This is a genomic window from Nonomuraea sp. NPDC049141, assembly GCF_040648415.1.
Taxonomy (GTDB): Bacteria; Actinomycetota; Actinomycetes; order Streptosporangiales; family Streptosporangiaceae; genus Nonomuraea.
The window spans coordinates 137,794-158,231 of sequence record NZ_JBEZDR010000001.1; the positions used below are offsets into that span (position 1 = coordinate 137,794).

General features: G+C 69.1%; 20 protein-coding genes. 6 read left to right on the forward strand and 14 right to left on the reverse strand.

The window, feature by feature from the left end:
* Positions 1–20: 20 nt before the first annotated feature.
* Both AB0B91_RS00650 and AB0B91_RS00655 read left to right on the forward strand, forming a co-directional pair.
* Positions 21–2,210, forward strand: coding sequence for an FdhF/YdeP family oxidoreductase (locus AB0B91_RS00650; protein WP_358312658.1), 2,190 nt, complete (start codon positions 21–23; stop codon positions 2,208–2,210).
* The gene (locus AB0B91_RS00655; protein WP_358312661.1) at positions 2,207–3,430 is read left to right on the forward strand and encodes an OFA family MFS transporter; all 1,224 of its coding nucleotides are present in this window, start codon (positions 2,207–2,209) and stop codon (positions 3,428–3,430) included. Before AB0B91_RS00650 ends, AB0B91_RS00655 begins: the two co-directional genes overlap by 4 nt.
* Here the strand turns inward: AB0B91_RS00655 and AB0B91_RS00660 are convergent.
* The 7 genes from AB0B91_RS00660 to AB0B91_RS00690 are packed head-to-tail and all read right to left on the reverse strand — an operon-like array spanning position 3,408 to position 7,135.
* On the reverse strand, positions 3,408–3,821 hold the full coding sequence (locus AB0B91_RS00660) for an HIT family protein (RefSeq protein WP_358312664.1): 414 nt from the start codon (positions 3,819–3,821) through the stop codon (positions 3,408–3,410). The two genes, AB0B91_RS00655 and AB0B91_RS00660, sit on opposite strands and share 23 nt — an antisense overlap.
* Before the next feature lie 35 nt (positions 3,822–3,856).
* On the reverse strand, positions 3,857–4,564 hold the full coding sequence (locus AB0B91_RS00665; protein ID WP_358312667.1) for a DUF1838 family protein: 708 nt from the start codon (positions 4,562–4,564) through the stop codon (positions 3,857–3,859).
* 20 nt (positions 4,565–4,584) lie between these two features.
* Positions 4,585–5,031, reverse strand: coding sequence for a protease inhibitor I42 family protein (locus AB0B91_RS00670; RefSeq protein ID WP_358312670.1), 447 nt, complete (start codon positions 5,029–5,031; stop codon positions 4,585–4,587).
* Between the two features lie 26 nt (positions 5,032–5,057).
* The gene (locus tag AB0B91_RS00675) at positions 5,058–5,780 is read right to left on the reverse strand and encodes a DUF3618 domain-containing protein (RefSeq protein ID WP_358312673.1); all 723 of its coding nucleotides are present in this window, start codon (positions 5,778–5,780) and stop codon (positions 5,058–5,060) included.
* Positions 5,777–6,157: a phage holin family protein gene (locus AB0B91_RS00680; protein WP_358312676.1), complete on the reverse strand. Its 381-nt coding sequence runs from the start codon at positions 6,155–6,157 to the stop codon at positions 5,777–5,779. The genes AB0B91_RS00675 and AB0B91_RS00680 overlap by 4 nt, the downstream gene beginning before the upstream one ends.
* Positions 6,158–6,205: 48 nt before the next feature.
* Complete coding sequence (locus AB0B91_RS00685; protein WP_219529574.1) at positions 6,206–6,370, reverse strand: hypothetical protein; 165 nt, start codon at positions 6,368–6,370, stop codon at positions 6,206–6,208.
* Between the two features lie 9 nt (positions 6,371–6,379).
* Positions 6,380–7,135 carry a methyltransferase domain-containing protein gene (locus AB0B91_RS00690; RefSeq protein WP_358312680.1) on the reverse strand — a complete coding sequence of 252 codons (756 nt, stop codon included), beginning with the start codon at positions 7,133–7,135 and terminating at the stop codon, positions 6,380–6,382.
* A gap of 78 nt (positions 7,136–7,213) precedes the next feature.
* On the opposite strand from AB0B91_RS00690, the gene AB0B91_RS00695 reads away from it, so the two are divergent.
* The 4 genes from AB0B91_RS00695 (at position 7,214) to AB0B91_RS00710 (ending at position 12,863) form a co-directional block, all read left to right on the forward strand.
* A complete protein-coding gene (locus tag AB0B91_RS00695) occupies positions 7,214–7,861 on the forward strand; it encodes a Uma2 family endonuclease (protein WP_358312683.1) in 648 nt (215 codons plus the stop codon).
* Positions 7,862–7,928: 67 nt separating this feature from the next.
* Entirely contained in the window at positions 7,929–8,582 is a 654-nt protein-coding gene (locus AB0B91_RS00700; protein WP_358312686.1) for a Uma2 family endonuclease, read from the forward strand.
* 18 nt (positions 8,583–8,600) lie between these two features.
* On the forward strand, positions 8,601–12,095 hold the full coding sequence (locus tag AB0B91_RS00705; RefSeq protein ID WP_358312689.1) for an SNF2-related protein: 3,495 nt from the start codon (positions 8,601–8,603) through the stop codon (positions 12,093–12,095).
* Positions 12,096–12,863, forward strand: a complete 768-nt coding sequence (locus AB0B91_RS00710) for a hypothetical protein (RefSeq protein WP_358312719.1) — start codon at positions 12,096–12,098, stop codon at positions 12,861–12,863.
* A gap of 186 nt (positions 12,864–13,049) precedes the next feature.
* Here AB0B91_RS00710 and AB0B91_RS00715 read toward each other — a convergent pair whose 3' ends face one another.
* The 7 genes from AB0B91_RS00715 to AB0B91_RS00745 all read right to left on the reverse strand — a co-directional run bounded on the left by AB0B91_RS00715 (position 13,050) and on the right by AB0B91_RS00745 (position 20,401).
* Positions 13,050–13,988, reverse strand: coding sequence for a diacylglycerol kinase family protein (locus tag AB0B91_RS00715; RefSeq protein ID WP_358312722.1), 939 nt, complete (start codon positions 13,986–13,988; stop codon positions 13,050–13,052).
* Between the two features lie 80 nt (positions 13,989–14,068).
* A complete protein-coding gene (locus tag AB0B91_RS00720; RefSeq protein WP_358312725.1) occupies positions 14,069–16,813 on the reverse strand; it encodes an immune inhibitor A domain-containing protein in 2,745 nt (914 codons plus the stop codon).
* A gap of 110 nt (positions 16,814–16,923) precedes the next feature.
* Complete coding sequence (gene frdD, locus AB0B91_RS00725) at positions 16,924–17,265, reverse strand: fumarate reductase subunit FrdD (RefSeq protein WP_358312728.1); 342 nt, start codon at positions 17,263–17,265, stop codon at positions 16,924–16,926.
* Entirely contained in the window at positions 17,262–17,645 is a 384-nt protein-coding gene (locus AB0B91_RS00730; RefSeq protein ID WP_358312731.1) for a hypothetical protein, read from the reverse strand. Before AB0B91_RS00730 ends, frdD begins: the two co-directional genes overlap by 4 nt.
* A gap of 25 nt (positions 17,646–17,670) precedes the next feature.
* Positions 17,671–18,432, reverse strand: coding sequence for a succinate dehydrogenase iron-sulfur subunit (gene sdhB, locus AB0B91_RS00735; RefSeq protein WP_358312734.1), 762 nt, complete (start codon positions 18,430–18,432; stop codon positions 17,671–17,673).
* Positions 18,425–20,161: a fumarate reductase (quinol) flavoprotein subunit gene (gene frdA / locus AB0B91_RS00740; protein WP_358312737.1), complete on the reverse strand. Its 1,737-nt coding sequence runs from the start codon at positions 20,159–20,161 to the stop codon at positions 18,425–18,427. Before frdA ends, sdhB begins: the two co-directional genes overlap by 8 nt.
* A 6-nt stretch (positions 20,162–20,167) precedes the next feature.
* Positions 20,168–20,401 carry a hypothetical protein gene (locus tag AB0B91_RS00745; RefSeq protein ID WP_358312740.1) on the reverse strand — a complete coding sequence of 78 codons (234 nt, stop codon included), beginning with the start codon at positions 20,399–20,401 and terminating at the stop codon, positions 20,168–20,170.
* Positions 20,402–20,438 lie beyond the last annotated feature (37 nt).

Consider the following 20,438-nt stretch of genomic DNA (forward strand, 5'->3'; position numbering starts at 1 on the left):
AAACGGCAAGGAGTTCTGTCATGGGCCTCGATCCGAAGAACTGGGCCGGCCTGAAACCGTTCGGGCTCGGCGAGCAGAAGCCCAACAACTACCTCGAGATCTGGAAGGCCGTCCGCGAGAACCGCGGTCAACGGCGGTATGCCTGGCGGATCCTGCGTGACGGCGCCTGTGACGGCTGCGCGCTCGGCACCACCGGCATGCGCGACTGGACGATGGACGAGGTCCATCTGTGCAACATCCGCCTGCGGCTGCTGCGGCTCAACACGATGCCGCCGCTGGACGGCGGGCTGCTGTCCGACGTGTCGAAGCTGTCGGCCATGAGCAGCGCCGAGTTACGCGACCTGGGCCGGCTGCCGTACCCGATGCTGCGCGAGAGCGGCGACGCCGGGTTCCGGCGGATCGGCTGGGACGAGGCGCTGGACCTGGCCGCCGACCGGCTCCGGCAGGCCGGCCCGGACAAGTTCGGCCTCTACATGACCAGCCGCGGCGAACCCAACGAGAACTACTTCGCCGCGCAGAAGGCCGTGCGCGCCCTGGGCGGCAACTCGATCGACAACGCGGCCAGGATCTGCCACTCGCCGTCGACCGTGGCGCTGAAGGGGTCGCTCGGCGTGGCGGCCACCACCTGCTCCTACACGGACTGGATCGGCAGCGACCTGATCGTCTTCATCGGCTCGAACGTGGCCAACAACCAGCCGGTCGCGATGAAGTACCTCTACCACGCCAAGAAGGAGGGCACGAAGGTCGCGGTGGTCAACACCTATCGCGAGCCCGGCATGGACAAGTACTGGGTGCCGTCGAACATCGAGAGCGCCGTCTTCGGCACCAGGATCACCGACCGGTTCTTCCTGGTGAACGTGGGCGGCGACATCGCGTTCCTCAGCGGCGTGCTCAAGATGATGATCGAGAACAACTGGGTGGACCACGAGTTCGTCGACTCGCACACCGCGGGCTACCCGGAGCTGGCCGAGTCCCTCAGCAAGCGCTCGTTCGAGGAGCTGAGCGCGGTCTCCGGGGCGTCGGAAGACGACATGCGCGAGCTGGCCAAGATGCTCTTCGAGGCGAAGACCGCCGTGCTGGTGTGGTCGATGGGCATCACCCAGCACGAGTTCGGCGAGGACAACGTCCGGTCGATCATCAATCTGGGACTCAGCAAGGGCTTCGTGGGCCGCGAGAAGTCCGGGCTGATGCCGATTCGCGGTCACAGCGGCGTGCAGGGCGGCGCCGAGATGGGCGCCTACAGCACGGCACTGCCGGGCGGCTTGGCCGTCACCCCGGAGAACGCCGCGACGTTCGCGGCACTGTGGGGCTTCGAGGTGCCCTCGTCGCCCGGCCGTACCGCGCCCGAGATGCTGGCGGCCGACCTGGACGTGCTGATCTCCAGCGGCGGCAACTTCCTGGAGGTCCTGCCCGACCCGGCCTCCTGCCGCCAGGCGCTGGCCCGGATCCCGCTGCGGGTGCACATCGACATCTGCCTGTCGAGCCAGATGCTGGTGGAGCCCGGTGCCGCGGTGCTCCTGCTGCCCGCCCAGACCCGGTACGAGATGATCGGCGGGGTCACGGCCACCTCCACGGAGCGGCGGATCATCTTCTCCCCCGAGATCCCCGGCCCGCGCGTGCCGGAGGCGTGGCCGGAGTGGAAGATCACCACCGAACTGGCCGCCCGCACACGTCCCGAAATTTCAGAACAGGTGCGCTATACCGGCACCCCGCAGATCCGCGAGGACATCGCCCGCTCCGTCCCCTCCTACGCCGGCATCGAAGACCTCAAGGCCAAGGGCGACAACCTCCAGTACGGCGGCCCACTGCTCTGCGTGGGCTGGAAGTTCCCCACCGCCGACGGCCGGGCGCACTTCTCGGTGGTCGAGGTGCCGCCACTGAACCGCCCCGACGGCTCGTTCGTGGTCACCACCCGCAGGGGCAAGCAGTTCAACTCCATGGTGTACGAGAAGCGCGACTCCCTCACCGGCGCCACCCGCGAGGCCGTGCTGATGAACCCGCTCGACGCCGACCGGCTCGGCCTGAAGGACGGCGACCCGGTACGGCTGAGGAGCGAGACCGGCGAGCTGACCGGCCGGGTCGTGCACGCCCCCGTCGCACCGGGCAACCTGCAGGTCCACTGGCCGGAGGGCGAGGTGCTCATCGACCGGCACAAGCGCTCGCCGCAGGCGGGCATCCCCGACTACAACGCGGTGGTGAGAGTCGTATGAATCGCTGGTTACTCGCGGGCGCCGCGGTGCTCTTCCAGCTCGCGCTCGGCGCCGTCTACTCCTGGAGCGTGTTCTCCAAGGCGCTCCAGGCCAAGGTGAGCGACTTCGACCTCACCAAGGCCGAGGCCGCGCTGCCGTTCTCGGTGACGATCGGCATGATCTTCCTGGGCACCTACATCGGCGGCCGGATCCAGGACGTACGCGGCCCGCGGCCGGTCGCCATGGCGGGTGGCGTGCTCTATTCGATCGGCATCCTGCTGGCCGGCTTCGCCACCGACCACGCGCAGTTGTGGCTGCTCATCCTCGGCTACGGCGTCATCGCGGGCTTCGGCCTCGGGCTCGGCTACATCGTGCCGATCGCCATGCTGCAGAAGTGGTTCCCGGACAAGCGCGGCCTGATCACAGGGATCGCGGTGGGCGGCTTCGGCTTCGGCGCCGTGGTGACCTCGCCCGTCGCGCAGCGGCTGGTCGAGGCCAACGCGGCGGTGCCGACCAGGGCGTTCCTCACGCTGGGTGTCGCGTACCTGGTGATGACGCTGATCGGCTCGTTCTTCTTCCGCAACCCGCCGGCCGGCTACCAGGTCGCCGCGGCCGGGCGGATCGCCGCCAGCGGGCGCGAGTACACGCAGGGTGAGGCGCTGCGTACACCGCAGTGGTACCTGCTGGCCGCCATCCTCTGCCTCAACGTCACGGCGGGCATCGCGCTCATCTCGGTGATCAGCTCGGCCGCCACGTCCATCGCCGGTTACACCGCGGCCGCCGCGGCCACGCTGACCGGCGTCATGGGGCTGTTCAACGGCGCCGGGCGGATCTTCTGGGGCTGGTTCTCGGAACGGACCGGGCGGATGTTCGCCTTCGCCGGGATGCTCGGCCTGCAGGGCGTCTGCTTCCTGCTGCTCGGCCACGCCTCGCAGGTGGCGGTGTTCGCGATCCTGTCGGCGGTGGTCTACCTCTGCTACGGCGGCGGGTTCGGCACCATGCCCGCCACCGCGGGCGACTTCTTCGGCCTGCGCAACGCGGGAGCCATCTACGGGCTGATGATCGTGGCGTGGAGCGTCGGCGGGATCGTCGGGCCGCTGCTCGCGGCCGCGCTGATCTCGGGCGACAACTACACGACGGCGTTCACCGTGATCGGGATCATGGCGCTGGTGGCCATCGTGCTGCCGCTCGTCACCCGGCCGCCGAAGGCCGAGCAGGTCATCCCGCAGGAAGCGCTTTAGCGATCAGCTCGGCGTAGGAGCCGGCCTCCTCCTCCGAGGCGTACTTGGTGCGTGGCCAGAAGAAACCGCGCAGCCCGTCCTTCGGGTTGCGCGGCACCACGTGGACGTGCAGATGCGCGACGCTCTGGCTGATCCGGTTGTTCATCGCGACGAACGTGCCCGCCGCCTCCAGCCCCTCCTCGACCGCGCGGGTCACCAACTGGACCCGCTCGAAGAACGGGCCGACATCGCCGAGGTCGCCGAACGTCTCGACATGGAGCCTCGGTACGACCAGCACGTGGCCCTTGAAGACCGGGCGGGCGTCGAGGAAGGCGACCACGACCTCGTCGGAGTGGACGATGTGGGCGGGCCGCTCGCCCGCGACGATCTCGCAGAACAGGTCGTTGCTCACCGACCGACCCTACCTATCGGGCCGGCTTCTCGGCTCTACTGGGCGGCCTTGGCCGCGAAAGCGGTCCAGCTGGTCACGTTGGGCGCCGACCACTCCGCGGGCGCGTGCAGGAAGTGCTCACCGACGTGCGCGCGGAGCCGGTCGGGCACCTCTGTCGTCTTGTGGCCCCGGCAGTGGTACACCAGGCCGCCCTGGCGCTGCCCCATGGCCATCCACGGCAGCCACGGCGAGACCCGGCACCACGAGAACACGCTCGGCACGCTCGGCACGCCGGAGTCGAGCTCCTTGGCCGAGGCGAAGAACTGGAACAGCTCCAGCGCCCGGTAGGTGTCACTGGCCGAGTTGTCGGGATAGTCGGCGACCTTGAGCGGCGACGGGTAGGCCAGCCGGATGTCGGCGTTGTAGACGACCTGGTCGCCGAGCCTGGTGGTGGGCACGGGGTAGGCGCCGAACCGCTGGTTGACCGGGTCGTTGAAGACGTGCTGGACCTCGACGGACTCTTCGGTGAACGGGTTGTCCCAGGTGGTGAGGATCTCGCGGGACTTCGGGTCGAGGTAGGCCGCCGCCTCCCTGGTCAGCAGCTGCCAGCCGCCATCGACCTCGACCGCCCTGGCCACGTTGACGCCCTCGAAGCCGAACAGGTGGTGGGGACCGTCGTCCTGCTGCCAGCCGTAGACGTCGCCGGTCCACCACGAGATCGTCTCCGCGCCGTCGGTGGAGGCGCGTACTCGCAAGAAATCCACAGCTCTCCCCAGCGGTTGCCCTACTTGACGATCACCGAGAATATCGCCTCGCCCGACTGCTCCTTGCTCTGGGCGTCGACCGGAGTGGGGCTCGGCGTGGCACTCGGACAGCGCCAGCAGTTCTGGAGCCTGATCTCGGTGGTGCCCGGCTGCTTGCCGTTGAACACGAAGTAGCTGGTGCCGCCCGAGCCCGGCCCGCCGCCTTCGCTCACGTACTCCTTGCTGATGAACGAGGCCACCTTGGCGTCCGGCACCGCCAGGAGGCGCCACTGGTCGCCGGTGGACGGGTTGTCGGCGACGGCCAGCGAGAACCGCTGGCCCGTGCCGACCTCCACGTTGACGGTCGAGCCCTTGGCGCCCTTGAAGATCTGGCCGTAGTCGCTGACGGCCGACCCCGCGCCGCAACTCGTGCCGATCCCCATCACGAGCAGGGCGAGCAGTGCGGTGGCGGCCGTTCGACGAATCACTGAGGCAGGCTATCGGGCTCTGGGGCTCACTTGGCCCTGCCGCGCCTCATGATCCGGCGCAGGAGCAGGGCCACGATGCCGGCCGCGGCGGCGATGGCCAGCACGGGGCGCTTCCTGGCCTCGGTGGCGACCTTGTCGGCGGCGTCCTTGACCTGGTCGGGCGTGACGTCTCGTACCTTGTCGGCCACTTCGGTGACCTTGTCCTTCGCGACGTCCGCCACCGCGGCGGCCTTGTCCTTCGCGACATCCGCCACCACGGCGGCCTTGTCCTTCGCCAGTTCGGCCACTTCTACCGCTCTGTCCTTGGCGACCTCGGCCACTTCGGCGGCCTTGCCCTTCGCCGCCTCGGCCGCGTCGTTCGCCCGTCCCTTCACGTCCGTCCTGTCGGCCAGAGCCGCCACGGTGTTGCCGAGCTCCTCGCGGGTGTCCTTGATGTTTTTTCGCACGTCGTCCTCTTCCTCGTCGTCATCGTCGTCCGACCCCGCCCCCAGCGACTCCGTCTCACCTTCCCGGGCCTCCGTCGCCTCGGTCCGGTCGTCCGCCATGGGGGGTTCGGGGATGAATGTTTCGTGTTCCCGGCGGGCGGCCTCCGCCTTCAGCGCGTTCTCCGCCGCGCCCGGTCTGGTGGGGGGCACGTTGACGGACTCGTGGTCCGTCGGCATGCCGACCCTCGTCCGGCGAGCACCCACGTCCCCCGCGTGCTGCTCGACATATCCCTGGTCGCTGTGTTCAGGGTCCGTCTCGCTCATCGCCGGGCCCTTTCCCTGACCATGTCGATATCGGCCTTGACGCTGGCGATCGCCTCTTCCGGCAGCGGCGGCGTCGCCTGTTTCACCTGGTTCTTGCCGATGAGTCCCAGAACCGCGGCAACGATGAACAGGACTCCGGCCACGAGCGCGGCAGCCGCCCATGCCGGCATCACCAGAGCGAGAAGCAGAATGACGGTGGCCACCAGGGTCGCGCCACCGAAGAACGCGGCCATTCCCGCCGCCCCGAACAGGCCCGCGCCGAATCCCGCCCGCTTGCCCTTCCGCGTGAGCTCCAGCCGGGCCAGCCGCAATTCATCCCTCACGAGCCGGGAGACCTGCTCGGAGAGATCATTGACCAGCTTGTGGGTGTCGTTCACGTCACCTCCTCTGCCGAGGAGGCGACTACCCAGCGAACTGGCTTTCTATCACCGCTTGGCGGCCCGCAGCAGGAAGTCGACGACCGACAGGACCGGGGACTTAGGAACCTCGCACCAGTTGTCGGGCTTCTTCGGCTTGCTCCACGGGGAGGGCAGCTCACACGAAGGAGCCTGCGGCTTAGGCCGCTCGCACCATGATCCGGGAGGATTCATACCTTTACTCTACTTGGCATGACCGGCCCGCGCGATGACGTGGACCAACGGAGCGACCCGCCGATAAGGCTCGCTCGCCCCGGCCCGCTCCTCACACTCCAGCAGCAGGTCCAGGTCATCGGGAAGGGGCGCGTCGTCGGCCGCGAGGTCCGCGAACACCCGCACGCCGTACCACTCCAGAACGCCCAGCTCCTGTACGGCCAGGCGCCGCGTCAGGTCGTCGAGCCGGTCCGCCCGCGCCACCACGCCCAGACGGTTGGTGTAGCCGCTCCCGTCGAACGCCTCCCGGGCCGCCGCCCAGTCCCCCCTCAGCCCGGCCCGCATGGCCAGCGCGTCGCCGTTGCGCACAAGGAGTGACAGCAGCCCGCCGGGCGCGAGCAGGCCCGCCATGGCGGCCAGGAGCGGGTCGGGGTCGTCGAAGTACATGAGCACGCCGTGACAGAGGACCACGTCGAAGCTCCCCGGCTCGAACAGCTCACCCAGCCGCTCGGCGGGCGCCTGTACGACGTCGATGGCCATCCCCGGCTCGACCTGCTCTTTCAGCAGCCCGAGCAGATCGCCGGAGGCGTCGAGCGCGGTCACGCGATGCCCCTGGGCGGCGGCCCTGAGCGCCTGGGTGCCCTGCCCGCATCCCACGTCCAGCACTCCGGCCGGGGCGGGCGGGAGATGGGCCGCCAGCTGACGGCTCACCAGCTCCTGCCTGACCACGTCACGCAGGCTGCCCAGCCGCTCGCGCCACCTTTTCTCGCCTGCCGAGAACCCCATCATGAGCCCCTTTCATACAGTCAATGAACGGTCACGCAGTGTAGTATTTTCGATGACGCGAGCGAAAGGATGACCGCTGTGGCCACCAGCACGACGCGCAGAAAGTCACGTGGGCGCGCGCCCGCGCCTGAGCGTTGGCCTGGTCGTGGTCCAGGCTGGGGACAGTCAGGACCGACCCAGACCGAGCTCAAGCGCGAACGGCTCTGGCAGTCCCTCATCGAAGACGGCTGGAGAGCCGAGATCATCGGTGGAAGGATCATAGTGAGCCCTTCAACGAAGAGGCGCCATGCGCAGTTGGTCCATCGCGTTCAGCTGCAGCTCTTCGAGTTCGCGATCGACAAGGGCTGGGAGTTCTATCAGAACTGGGCCGTTCACATCCCACCCCATCGAGGCGACAAACGGATCCCTGATCTGCTGATCGCACCACCGGACAGCCCCGAGTTCGACGACAACCAGGCCGACGGCGACGGCACGATCCTGGCCGTCGAGATCACTTCCTGCGACAACCGGGACGACGATCTGAAAGTCAAGCCCGCCGAATACGCCCGGGCGGGCGTCCCCCTCATGCTGATCGTCGATGAATTCGCCGAGCCTCGCACGGTCACCCTGCTGTCGGATCCGCGCGACGGCGAATATCGCAGCATGACCAAGGTGGATGAGGGCGAGCAGCTGAAGCTGCCGGAGCCGTTCGGGATCGCCCTCGACACCGGTCCGATCTTCCTCTAGGCCAGGCGCCCTCGCCGGGCTGCCGGGTCTGGGCACATTCGATGACGCGAGCGAAAGGATGACCGCCATGGCCACCGGCATCACGCCCGGGCACGGCGCCGCCCTGGGTCCGGAGCACCCGGCGGCCGCCGCACCCACGTGGGGGCCGGGATGGGGGGCATCAGGACCCACGGAAGACGAGCTCCATCGCGAACAGGTGTGGGAGAAGCTCGTCGGTCAGGGTCTGAGACCGGAGATCGTCGGTGGACGGATCTATGTGAGTCCCCGGGCCAAGATGCGGCATTGCGTGTTGGTCGACCGTCTGTCGGACCAGCTCTACGACGTCAAGCGGAAGAACGGCTGGGAGTTCTACCAGACCTGGGCGGTTCACATCCCGCCCCATCGAGGCGACAAACGGCTGCCCGATCTGCTGATCACACCACCGGACAGCCCCGAGTTCGACGACAACCAGGCGTACGGATACGGCACGCTGATGGTCGTCGAAGTGGTGTCCTCCGACAGCCGGGACGACGATCTGGACGTCAAGCCGGCCGAGTACGCCCGGGCGGGCGTCCCGATGATGTTGGTCCTCGACGACTTCTCCACGCCTCCGTCGGTCAGGCTGCTCTACGGGCTCGACGAGGGCGAATACCGCGCCTCGATCGTCGCCGCCGCCGGGCTGCCGCTACCGCTACCGGAGCCGTTCGCGGTGACGCTCGACACCAACCTGATCTTCCGCTAGGCGAGGTACCCTGCCGAGATGCTGGTCGTTCACGGGGTCTGGGCAGAAGACGCACTCGCCTTCTGGGCAGAGGAAACCGACGACACCCCGCACCCTGCCGCCCCAACCAGCCACGCGGCCACCGGGACAACCGCCGGCGCCCTCCCGCACTCTGCCTCAGCCTCGGCGACACCCGCCGCCGCCGAGGCAACCGCTGGAGCCGCCGCACGCCCGCAACCTGTGGGACTCCCGATCGGCCGTCCAGCCGCTGGAGCCGCCGCACGCCCACAGCCTGCCGGACTCCCGATCGGCCGTCCGCCCGCCGGGACGGGTGCTGGTGCCCCGATCACCCGTCCGCCAGCTGGGACGGGTGTTGGAGCCGCACGCCCGCACCCGTTCGCGGCTTCCGTTGCCGCGCTCATCGACCTGCTCGACCTCGCGCCCGCCTCCGCCGTCACGCCCGGTGACCTCGCGCCCGCCTCCGCCACCTCGCCCGATGACCTCGCGCCCTTCCCCAAGGACATCGTGCGTGACCTGCGGTTGCTGTTGCCCGGTTCTGTCAAGGAGCCGCTGGCCTCGCCTGAGGCTGGGCGTCTGTCCGGGGTTGCCCGGCCGCGTCTGCATCTGTGGCAGGTGCCGGCTGTCGTCCCTGCCACCGGTGACGCGCTGCAGGTGCTCGCCGAACACTCCGGGGCCGCCACCGTCCGGCACTGGGCCGTGGTCGCCGAGTTCGCCCGCGATCTGGTACGGCGGGGTCGTGTCATCCCCCAGCTCATCCCCTGGGGCGAAGACCCCGCACAGGCTGCGGCCGGTGGGCGCGCTGTGTGGCGGGCGGTGCTGAGCGGGGCTGATGCCGCCTACTTCCGGGACCTCGCTCTCGCCATGCCGCCCGCCTGCCGTACTTCCGAGATCGAGCGCCCATCGGTGGAGGTTCTCGGGGCGGCGCTCGACGCGTTCACCGACGCGCTCGTCAGGGCGGCGCTCGGCGAGCCGCTCGTCACCAGCCCCCGCACGGGCCAGGAGCGGTGGCTGGCGGCGCTGACCGGCGACGACGACACCTGCCCGGACAACCCGGAGCTGCGCCGCGAGCTGGAGGAGTGGCGGGCTTCCGTGACCGCCGCGGACGGAGCCGCCCGGGTGTGCTTCCGACTGCTCGAGCCCATCGACGACCTCGACCGCCCAGCCAGCACCGCCCTTGCTGACGCCGCCCTGGCGGGGACCACTCTTGCCGGGACCACTCTTGCCGGGACCGCCCTAACTGGGACCGCCCTTACTGGGACGGACCGTGCCGAGACCGACCGTGCCGAGACCACCCCTGCAGGGACCGACCTTCCCGTCGGCATGGGCCGCGCTGACGACACGGACGGTGCTGACCGCACCGGTCGCGCGGAGAGCGACAGCCGCGCGGAGAGCGTCAACAGCGGTCGGGGCTGGCGGGTGGAGCTCGCGTTGCAGGCCGCCGACGACCCGAGCCTCTACGTGACCGCCGACCGGGTGTGGAGCGGTGAGCCGGTGACCGGTCTGCCCAGGAGGCCGGAGCGTGAGCTGCTGGCCGGGCTGGGCCGTGCCGTACGCCTGTATCCCGAGCTCGACCGGGCTCTTCGGGTCGCCGAGCCGACCGGGCTGGAGCTCGACACGGCGGGCGCGTTCGGGTTCCTGCGGCAGGCGGCACCGCTGTTGCAGGCCGCCGGGTTCGGGGTGCAGTTGCCGCGCTGGGCCGGCCGCACCAGGCTGGGGCTGAAGCTGACCACCCGTACCAAGACGCAGAGCGCGGCCACCGCTCAGGGGTTCGGGCTGCGCGAGCTGGTGGATTTCCGGATCGATCTGGCGGTCGGCGGGGAGACGATCAGCGAGGAGGAGCTGGCCGAGCTGGCCCGGCTGAAGGTGCCGCTGGTGCGGGTACGCGGGCAGTGGGTGGAGCTCGACGACCGCCAGTTGAAAGCCGCGCTGAAGGCCGTCGGGGGCGAGCGCAGCGGCGAGTTGCCCGCGGCCGAGCTGCTGCGTCATGTGGTCCAGGGTGACGACGAGCTGCCGCTGCTGGAGATCGACGCCGACGGCGTGCTTGGCGACCTGCTGTCCGGGCAGGCCGAACGGCGGCTCCAGCCGATGGCCACGCCAACCGGCCTGGACGCGACGCTCCGGCCGTACCAGGAACGCGGGCTGGCCTGGCTGAGCTTCCTGTCGGAGCTGGGGCTGGGCGGGGTGCTGGCCGACGACATGGGGCTGGGCAAGACGGTCACCACGCTGGCGCTGCTGGTCCACGAGCGGTCCGAGACGCCGACGCTGCTGGTGTGCCCGATGTCGCTGGTGGGCAACTGGCAACGGGAGGCGGCCAGGTTCGCGCCGGGGCTGCGGGTGTACGTGCACCATGGCAGTGGCCGCGACGCCCAGGCGATCGGCGACGCCGACCTGGTGATCACCACGTACGGCACGGCCCAGCGGGACCTGGAGACGCTGCGTGGGGTCGAGTGGCGGCGGGTCGTCTGCGACGAGGCCCAGGCGATCAAGAACAGCGGCACCCTGCAGTCCCAAGCCGTCCGGGCGATCCCCACGGGCACGAGGCTGGCCCTGACCGGCACGCCGGTCGAGAACCATCTCGCCGAGCTCTGGTCGATCATGGAGTTCGCGAATCCGGGGCTGCTCGGGTCGCGATCGCGGTTCAGGACCCGGTTCCAGGAGCCGATCGAGGCCCGCCAGGACGAGCAGGCCATGCAGGCGCTCAAACGGGCGACCGGCCCGTTCGTGCTGCGGCGCGTCAAGACCGACAAGTCCATCATCTCCGATCTGCCGGAGAAGATGGAGGTCAAGGAGTGGTGTCTGCTCACGCCCGAGCAGGCCAGCCTGTACCAGGCCGTCGTCGACGACATGCTGGGCAAGATCGACGACAGTGAGGGCATCGAGCGCCGCGGCCTGGTGCTGGCGGCCATGGCCAAGCTCAAGCAGGTCTGCAACCATCCCGCCCACCTGCTCAAGGACGGCTCGCTCCTGTCGGGCAGGTCGGGCAAGCTGGCCCGGCTGGAGCAGCTCGCGGAGGAGATCGTGGCCGAGGGTGAGAAGGCGCTGGTGTTCACCCAGTACTCCGAGTTCGGGACGATGCTCCAGCCCTATCTCGCCCAACGGCTCGACCGGCCGGTGCTCTGGCTGCACGGCGGGCTGCCCAAGAAGACGCGCGACCGGCTGGTCGACCGCTTCCAGCATGATGACGAGCCGATGCTGTTCCTGCTGTCGCTCAAGGCCGCGGGCGTCGGGCTCAACCTGACGGCGGCCAACCATGTGATCCACGTGGACCGCTGGTGGAACCCCGCGGTCGAGGACCAGGCCACCGACCGCGCCTTCCGCATCGGCCAGCGCAAGAACGTACAGGTGCGCAAGCTCATCTGCGCGGGCACGCTGGAGGAACGCGTGGACGAGATGATCGAACGCAAGAAGTCGCTGGCCGAACGCGTGGTCGGCACCGGCGAGGACTGGCTGACCGACCTGTCCACCGGCGAGTTGCGCGAGGTCTTCCGCCTGACCGCCGAGGCGGTGAGCTGAATGGCGTGGTTCGAGGCCGGTAAGCCGATCAGGGTCGAGGGCGGCCTGCGGGCGCGCACGCAGCGAGGCTCGATCGGCTCCACCTGGTGGTCGCGGCGTTTCATCGACATCCTGGAGCGCGTCTGCGACAAGGGCCGCCTGTCTCGGGGCCGCGCCTACGCCCGTGCGGGCCAGGTCCTGTCGATCGACCTCGCCTCCGGCGTGGTGAGGGCGGCGGTGCAGGGCTCGCGGCGGAAGCCGTACGAGATCACGATCGAGATCGAGGCGTACGACGAGGAGCGCTGGACCGCCATCGAGGAGGCGATCGCGGCGCAGGCCGTCTACCGGGCCAAGCTGCTGGCCGGGGAGATGCCGACGGAGATCGAGGAGCTGTTCGCCGCGCTGGGCATCGACCTGTTCCCTCGCGACCTGGACATGGCGTGCTCGTGCCCCGACTGGGGGATGCCGTGCAAGCATCTGTCGGCGGTGCTGTACCTGCTGGCGGAGTCGTTCGACGACGATCCGTTCCTGGTGCTGGCCTGGCGCGGGCGCAGCCGCGACCAGTTGCTCGGATCCTTGGCCTCGCCGGAGCCGGAGCCGGAGCCGGTTCTGGTGCGGGATGTGCCGTTCGCTGACCGGCTGGCCGACTTCTACGCCCCGGGTGCCACCGCCCACCGGCCCGAACGCCGTTCCGCCGCGGTGGCGTCCGACCTCTTGCCGCGCGTCTTTCCGCCGCCGCGTGACCTGGGGGATCCGCTGGCCGCCGCGTACCGCCGCCTCGGCGAGTGACGGTCGCGATGCCGCTGGCCCATGTTTCCGCACTCCCCGCCGTACTTCGGCTGGGGTCCTTCTGGGAAACGGGAGCCGCGATGGGGCCTTCCGGGGAATGGGAGCCGCGATCGCTCGGGGCCTTCCGGGGGAGCTCGCGGTGCCGGTGAGGGAGCGGTAGGTGTGGAAAATGCGGCCGGCTGGGGGTCAGCGGTCGTCGAAGTCGCCGGGGACCATGACGCGTACGCCGTTCGGCACCACGCGGAGCTGGATCGGGGTGAGCAGGCGTACCTCTCCGTCGACGTCGGCCGCCATCGGCGGGTCGGTCTCCAGGAGCATCTCCCTGCCCATCACGAACGGCCCGCCCGCCAGGCTGCGCCAGCGGCCGGTGGTGGCGCGCACGAGCGTCTCGCCGAGCAGCCGCAGCTTCTTGCCCGAGCCGAGCTGGTAGGCGACCAGCATGCCGTTGTCGATGCTGACGTCCTTGGCCAGCTGCCAGCCGCCGTGGAAGCGGCCGTTGGCGATGTTGAGCTGGTGGGTGAACAGCTCGTGGCGCTTGCCGTCGACCGTGATGTAGGCGCGGAACGGCCGGTGGCCGGGCAGAACGCGGAGCGCGGTCAGCGGGTAGGCGGGGCGGCCGAGGATGCGCTTGAGCCACGGCTTGACCGTGCCCGCCACCTCGACGGACACGCCGAAGCTGGCCAGGTTGGCGAACGGCCGGTCACCGGCCATGCCGAGGTCGATGTCGGCCACCTTGCCGGTGGCGAACACCCCGATCGCCCCGGCCAGGTCGAGCGGGAGGCCGAGGCTGCGGGCGAAGTTGTTGGTGGTGCCGAGCGGCAGCACGCCGAGCGCCACGTCACGGTGGGCCACATGGCGGACGGCCGACGACAACGTGCCGTCGCCACCGCCGACGATCAGCAGATCGGGCTGGGTTTCGAGGGCCTGGTCGAGCAGGCTGCGCAGCCGCTTGGGGTTGGAGACCGACAGCTCGGCCATCGGCTCGAAGCCGAGGGCGTGGATCTGGTCGATCACCTCGAAGTAGTGCCGGCGGCCCCGGCGTGAGCGAGTGTTGACCACCACCGCCACCCGGCGGTCCTGGAGGATCGCCTCCGTGTGCGCGGCCTTGGTACGCAGTTCGCTCATGGTCACCAATGTTAGGTGCAGAGGGCCCTACCTGTGGTCGATCAAATGGGGCCGCCGGGTGAACCGGCGGCCCCTTTTGTTCACTTCTTCGGCGGGATCACCTGGACGATGGCGCCCAGATTGCCGGGCAGCGGGGAGACCAGCTTGAACTGGACGCCGAGCGCCTTGCCCTCGTCGCCTGGATTACCGGAGCCGGCCACCTGGCCGCCACCCAGGTCCGTGCCGTAGAGCTCGGTGGCGGGGGTGCCGTCGAGGTTCACGACGCGGGTGCTGTAGGGCTGGTCGCCCTTGGACGGCACGACCGTCGACGCGTCGAAGTCCCGGTAGAACAGGCTGCCGTTCTGCACCTCCAGACCTGGGTACCAGGTCTTGGCGTCGGTGAAGTTCGGCACGCCCTTCAGCGCCGGGATGTCCGTGCAGTACTCGCTGAACGGCTCGTCCGCCGCCTCCAGGCACTCCTTGAGCGGATAGGTCTTGCCGAAGGAGAACGCCGCGTTGGACGTCTGGGTACGGCCGTCGAGGTTCTTATGCCTCGACGGGTCCTTCTGCGCGGCGGTGCCGGTGCGGCGCAGCGGGTCGAAGTGCGAGTCCACGATCAGCAGGCTGCCCTTCGAGCCGATGCTCGGCGGGAGGCTGAGGTTGTTCGCGATCGAGTTGTTGGTGAACGTCGAGTCGCGGTACCACACCAGCAGGCCGGGGGCGTTGTACTTGACCTTCTCCACCTTCCACGCCCCGTCACGGGAGTAGTTGGTGTCGTAGGCGTACTGCAGGCCCTTGTCGAAGCCGTCGAAGTTGCGCCACTCGGCCAGGTAGAACCGGGACACCTCGCGCGAGCCGTTGTTGATCGTCCAGCCCTGGCCGCTCGTGTTGGTGAACGTGCCGCCGGTGGCCTTCCAGCCGTTGTCGCCGCCCTCGACGTCGTCGCTCCACACGGCGGCGCCGCCGTTGGTGAGCTGGAAGTCGTCGGCGTGCCAGCCGCGCGGGGTGAAGGCCGCGTCGGTGTTGTACGTGAGCCGCAGCTTGATCGTCTTACCGGCGAACGCGGTCAGGTTGACGTAGTCGTGCCGCCAGCCGTCGGTGTTGCCGGTGAGCCCGTACTTCTTGTCGCCGAACGTCTTGAGGTTCTTGTTCGGGTCCGGGTAGCCGTCGGGGGTCGTGACCTCGTTGCCGGCCTCGTCGTAGACCTTCTGCTGGGTCCAGGTCTCGCCGCCGTCGGTCGACACCTCTACGAAGCCGAAGTCCCAGTCCTGCTCGATCTCGTAGTTGTTCCACATCCAGAACCGCAGGTCGGTCCCGGCGGGTACGGCCACGTCACGGGCCAGGTGGACGTTGGCCCATTCCTGGTCCAGCCCGGTCCACCAGGCGTTGGCGCCGCTGTGCGGGTCGACCATCTTCAGGGGCGTGGAGGCCAGGTTCACCCGGACGCCGTCCTGGGTGAGCTTGGGCGTCCGCGACGACTGGCCGACCGTGACCAGCTTGGCGGCGTCGCCGGGCTCGAACACCTTCGGGTTCGCCCAGCCGAGCACCCATTTGTCCCACAGACCCATGTGGGTCGGCATGGACTGGAAGATCGGCCCGGAGTGCGAGCCACTCGACATCAGGTCCCAGAAGTCGACGGCGGAGCTGGCCGCGCCCGAGGTGTCGTACAGGTCGGGCAGGCCGAGGTCGTGGCCGTACTCGTGGGCGAAGACGCCGACGCCGGAGTCCTCCGGCTGCACGATGTAGTTGGAGATCTTCTTGTCGCTGCCGGGGATCTTGTAGCCGCCGGCCACGGCGCTGGAGTGCGCCCAGATCGCGTACGTGCCCTCGGCGCCGCCGCCGGACGACTTGTCCTTGCCCCCGTGCACCAGGACCAGGTGGTCGATGACGCCGTCGGGCTCGCTGAAGTTGCCGTCGCCGTCGGCGTCGGAGACGTCCTCGACGTCGTAGTCGGCCCACGGGAAGTTCGGCTGGCTCTTGGCGAGCGCGTCCACCGTGTCGATGGCGAGCTGGCCCGCGCCGAGCGGGTTGTCCGGGTGGCCGGTCATGTCCTGGGGCGCGCCGCCGCAGGCCGCCGCGCCGTACCAGGCCTCGGAGTGCGGCGCCTTGATCCAGCCGACCGCGGAGCCGGTGACCGAGTAGGCGCCCTTGGACATCTCCTCGTACATCTTCTTCATCGTGAAGCCGGAGATGTCGATGCCGGCGCGGCCGTCGCGCGGGTCCTTCAGGTCGGGACGCACGCGCTCGGTGATGCCCTTGTCGGTGTAGAGCATCGTGTTGAAGTGCGAGGTGCTGAAGTCCTTGACCCAGAAGCTGTTGTTGTCCTTGTGCGGCAACGTCGCGGGGTTGGGGATGTTGTTGTGCAGCGGGCCGTTCTTGACCGTGCCCGCCGGCTCGACCACGCAGTCGCCGGGGGCGCTGTTGACCGTGCGCAGGCGGTTGTAGCCGGAGAAGTCGTCGTTGGCCTGCTCGTTGAACTCGACCAGGACGGTCAGCAGCTTGGCGACGCGGGTCTGCTTGGACTTCTTGAAGATGAAGTCGGCGGGGTTGAGCCCGGTCCTGATCGCCTCGTTCTCGCGGGCCGCGAGCACTCGGGCGGCGGCCGGGTTACCGCTGACGAACTTCCGGTCGACCTTCTGCGCGGGGTTGAGCGAGCGGGCCTTCTGGTTGGGCAGGAGGGGCTCGTCGGGCGTCTCCTCGACGCTGGGCGGCGCGTAGTTGATGTAGAAGTCGGACGCGCCCGGCTCGTACCTGGCGGCGGAGGCAGGGGCGGCGGGACCGGTCAGAGCGGCGCTGAGAAGGGCGACCGCGGGGAATGCTGCTAACAGGCGCTTTCTGCTGGGCACTGATAACCCTCTCTGCCCGGGATCGCCGGGCGCATTGCCACAGGGTGCAATGCGCGAATTTAGAGGGTGAGTAAAGCCAACGTAAAGAGCCCTGTTGAAATGTGATGAAACTAGAACAAAAGCAATGCGCCGGTAACGCCGCCCACGATGGCTCCGCCATAGCAGAGCACCGCGATGAGCAAGTCGTACCTGGCGATGCCGAACAGCTCCTCACTGGTGAAGCGGATCCGGTGCGCCGCGTGGAACAGGCAGAGCACGATGACCACCAGCAGCGCCAGCCGTACCAGGACGCTGTCCAGGAGCGCGCGCAGGTGCCCGACGGTCGGCCAGTCGATCACGCCGAGCGGCATGAGCACGCCGAACAGCAGGACCAGCACGGGCAGCACCAGGGCTGCGGCCACTCCCCCGCCGCTGAAGAGCAGCCACAGGTACGGCTCGATCGTCCGCTTCACGGTGACCTCATGATGAAGTAGGCGATCAGGACGGACAGCGCCAGCCATGCCGAATGATTGCCGCCCTGGATCATCCAGGCGGGCACCCGCCAGCCGTCGAGCCGCACCACCGTGGCCTTCGGAGCGAGATTCAGGAACGTGACGGCGTGGAAGGCGGTCGCGAGCAGGGCGACCACGTTGACGGCGATCATCCAGGGCTGCGCGGCCAGGGCGGTGAAGTCCTGGAAGGTGCCGCCCAGCAGCGCGCCGACCAGCAGGAGCAGGAAGACGATCGTCCACGCGACCAGCACGCTGGTCAGCTCGCGCAGCACGAAGAGGGTGTAGTTGCGGGTACGGGCGAACCAGAACGCGTCCCGCGGCGGGCGATACGTGCTCGTCATCGCTTCCTCCAGGGCGGTGGTCTCGTCATCGCTTGCTCCAGGGCAGCACCGAGCGCAGGGCCGCGGTCAGCTTGTAGCGCTGGATCGCCTCGGCCGGGTCCACGTGCTTGGGGCAGGCCCGCGTGCACTCCCCGACGAACGTGCAGCCCCAGACCGCGTCCTCCAGGTTGAGCACGTCGAACCGGTCGCCCATGTCCCGGGAGTCGAGGTTGTAGCGCTGGGCCAGCGCGATGGCGGCCGGGCCGAGGAAGTCGGGGTTGAGCACGTAGACCGGGCAGGCCGAGTAGCAGAGCATGCAGTTGATGCACATGCTGTACTGCTTGTAGGCGTCGAGCTGCTCGGGTGTCTGCGCGTACTCCGTGGTCAGCGGCAGTTCCTCGCCCTCCCTGATGAGCCACGGCCGCACCGACGACAGCTTGGCCAGGAAGTCGTCGATGTCCACGATCAGGTCCCTGATCACCGGGAAGCCCTTGAGCGGCTCGATGCTGATCGGGCCGTCGCCGTACTCGGTGAGGAAGGTCCCGCAGGTCAGCCGGGGCTCGCCGTTGACGGTCATGCCGCACGAGCCGCAGACGCCCATCCGGCACGACCAGCGGAACGACAGGCTGCCGTCGAGCCGGTCCTTGACGTAGTTCAGGCCGTCGAGCACGGCCCAGTCGGTCGTCAGCGGCACGTCGTAGCCCTGGAACACCGGCTCGCTGTCCTGCCCCGGCCGGTAGCGGGCGATCTCCAGCCGGATCGTGCGGGTGACCGCCGCCTGCCGTACGGACTCTTCGGTGTCAGTCACGTCCATAGACCCTTTCCCCCGGAGGCCAGCGGGTGATCGTCACGGGCAGCAGGCCGACCGACGGCGTGCCGTCGGGCGCGCGGTGCACCAGCGAGTGCGCGAGATAGGCCGAGTCGTCCCTGACGGAGAAGTCGGTGCGCTGGTGCGCGCCGCGCGACTCCTTCCGGTTGAGCGCGCAGGCGACGATGGCCTGCGCGACGTCGAGCATGGTGTGCAGTTCCTGCAGGTTGATCAGCTCGGTGTTGAACGTCGTGCTGGAGTCGTCGACGAGCGCATCCGCCGCACGTTCGCGCAGCTCGGCGAGGGTGTCGACGGCCGCGGCGAGCACACCGCCCGTACGGTAGATCCCGGCCGCGCCCTCCAGCGTGTGCTGCATCTCCTCGCGCAGGTCGGCGATCCGCTCGCCCTTGCCCGATCCGTCCCGCACGCGTTCCAGCCGCCGCCGCTCGTCATCACCCTGTGTACGTACGGCCTGGTGCTCGCTCTTCTCTTGATGCTCCTTCGCGAAGCTCGCGGCGGCCAGGCCCGCCCTCCGGCCGAAGACGAGGATCTCCGGGAGCGAGTTCGAGCCGAGCCGGTTGGCCCCGTTGATGCTGACGCACGCGGTCTCTCCGGCGGCGAACAGCCCGGTGATCGGCGTCGCGCCGTCGAGGTCGGTGTGGACGCCGCCCATCATGTAGTGCACGACCGGGCGGACCGGGATGAGGTCGGTGGCCGGGTCGAGGTTCTGGTAGCTCTTGCACAGCTCGCGGACGAACGGGATGCGGGCGTCGATCCTGCCCTCGCCCAGGTGGCGCAGGTCCAGGTACACGACCGGGCCGTACGGGGTGTCGACCGTGCGGCCCAGCTCCTGCTCGTGCACGAACGCCTGGGAGAGGCGGTCGCGCGGGCCGAGCTCCATGCTGCGGAGCTTGGGCGTCGGGGTGGGCTTGCCCAGGTCGTAGTCCTGGAGGTAGCGGTAGCCGTCCTTGTTGATCAGCCAGCCGCCCTCCGCCCTGGCCGCCTCGGTGATGAGGATGCCGGTGAACGGCAGGCCGGTCGGGTGGTACTGGACGAACTCCATGTCCTTCAGCGGCGCGCCCGCCCGGTAGGCCAGGGCCATGCCGTCGCCGGTCTTGATCGCCGCGTTCGTGGTGAAGGGGAAGACCCGGCCGCACCCGCCGGTGGCCAGGATGACGGTCCTGGCGGCGATGGTCTCGATGCGACCGGTCCTGAGCTCGACGGCCACGACGCCGTGGACGCGGCCGTCGTCGACGATGAGCTTGGTGACGTACCACTCGTCGTACCGCACGATGTCCTGATATTTCAGTGTTGTTTGGAACAAGGTGTGGAGAAGGTGGAAACCGGTCTTGTCGGCCGCGTACCAGGTGCGCATCCGCTTCATGCCGCCGAACGGACGGACGGCCACCCGGCCGTCGTCCTCGCGGCTCCACGGGCAGCCCCAGTGCTCCAGCTGGATCAGCTCGCGGGGCGCCTCCTGGACGAACGCCTCGACCGCGTCCTGGTCGCAGAGCCAGTCGCCGCCGGAGATCGTGTCGTAGCAGTGCTCGTCGAGCGTGTCGCCGACGCCGATCACCGCGGCGGCGCCGCCTTCGGCGGAGACCGTGTGGCTGCGCATCGGGTAGACCTTCGACACGACCGCCACCGTGAGCTCGGGGTCCGTCTCGGCGACCGCGATGGCCGCGCGCAGACCCGCTCCGCCTCCTCCGACGATGAGCACGTCGATCATGTGCGATCAGCTCCCGTGGTCGGGTTGTATCGGGTCCTTCACCCGCTTGCCGTCATGGCGGATGGCGGAGAGATGGATGCTGCCGTCGTGGTACTCGTGGCGGATCCTGCGGCAACCGCAGTCGAAGAGCTGGTCGCGGATCACCAGGCCGTAACCGTCGTCGTCGATGAGGCGCTCACCGGCGGACTTCTTGCCGCAGGGGGCCGTCTCAGGGGTGAAGGGCGTTTTTGTGCCTGTCATCGCCGATCTCCTTAGATGGGCGAAACGTCATCTCCAC

Excerpts from the sequence above, each read along its gene's own strand:
- AB0B91_RS00650 (WP_358312658.1), top strand. The coding sequence starts at position 21 with ATGGGCCTCGATCCGAAGAACTGGGCCGGCCTGAAACCGTTCGGGCTC.
- AB0B91_RS00655 (WP_358312661.1), top strand. The coding sequence starts at position 2,207 with ATGAATCGCTGGTTACTCGCGGGCGCCGCGGTGCTCTTCCAGCTCGCG.
- AB0B91_RS00675 (WP_358312673.1), bottom strand. The coding sequence starts at position 5,780 with ATGAGCGAGACGGACCCTGAACACAGCGACCAGGGATATGTCGAGCAG.
- AB0B91_RS00685 (WP_219529574.1), bottom strand. The coding sequence starts at position 6,370 with ATGAATCCTCCCGGATCATGGTGCGAGCGGCCTAAGCCGCAGGCTCCT.
- AB0B91_RS00690 (WP_358312680.1), bottom strand. The coding sequence starts at position 7,135 with ATGGGGTTCTCGGCAGGCGAGAAAAGGTGGCGCGAGCGGCTGGGCAGC.
- AB0B91_RS00700 (WP_358312686.1), top strand. The coding sequence starts at position 7,929 with ATGGCCACCGGCATCACGCCCGGGCACGGCGCCGCCCTGGGTCCGGAG.
- AB0B91_RS00705 (WP_358312689.1), top strand. The coding sequence starts at position 8,601 with ATGCTGGTCGTTCACGGGGTCTGGGCAGAAGACGCACTCGCCTTCTGG.
- AB0B91_RS00710 (WP_358312719.1), top strand. The coding sequence starts at position 12,096 with ATGGCGTGGTTCGAGGCCGGTAAGCCGATCAGGGTCGAGGGCGGCCTG.
- AB0B91_RS00715 (WP_358312722.1), bottom strand. The coding sequence starts at position 13,988 with ATGAGCGAACTGCGTACCAAGGCCGCGCACACGGAGGCGATCCTCCAG.
- AB0B91_RS00730 (WP_358312731.1), bottom strand. The coding sequence starts at position 17,645 with ATGACGAGCACGTATCGCCCGCCGCGGGACGCGTTCTGGTTCGCCCGT.
- frdA (WP_358312737.1), bottom strand. The coding sequence starts at position 20,161 with ATGATCGACGTGCTCATCGTCGGAGGAGGCGGAGCGGGTCTGCGCGCG.
- AB0B91_RS00745 (WP_358312740.1), bottom strand. The coding sequence starts at position 20,401 with ATGACAGGCACAAAAACGCCCTTCACCCCTGAGACGGCCCCCTGCGGC.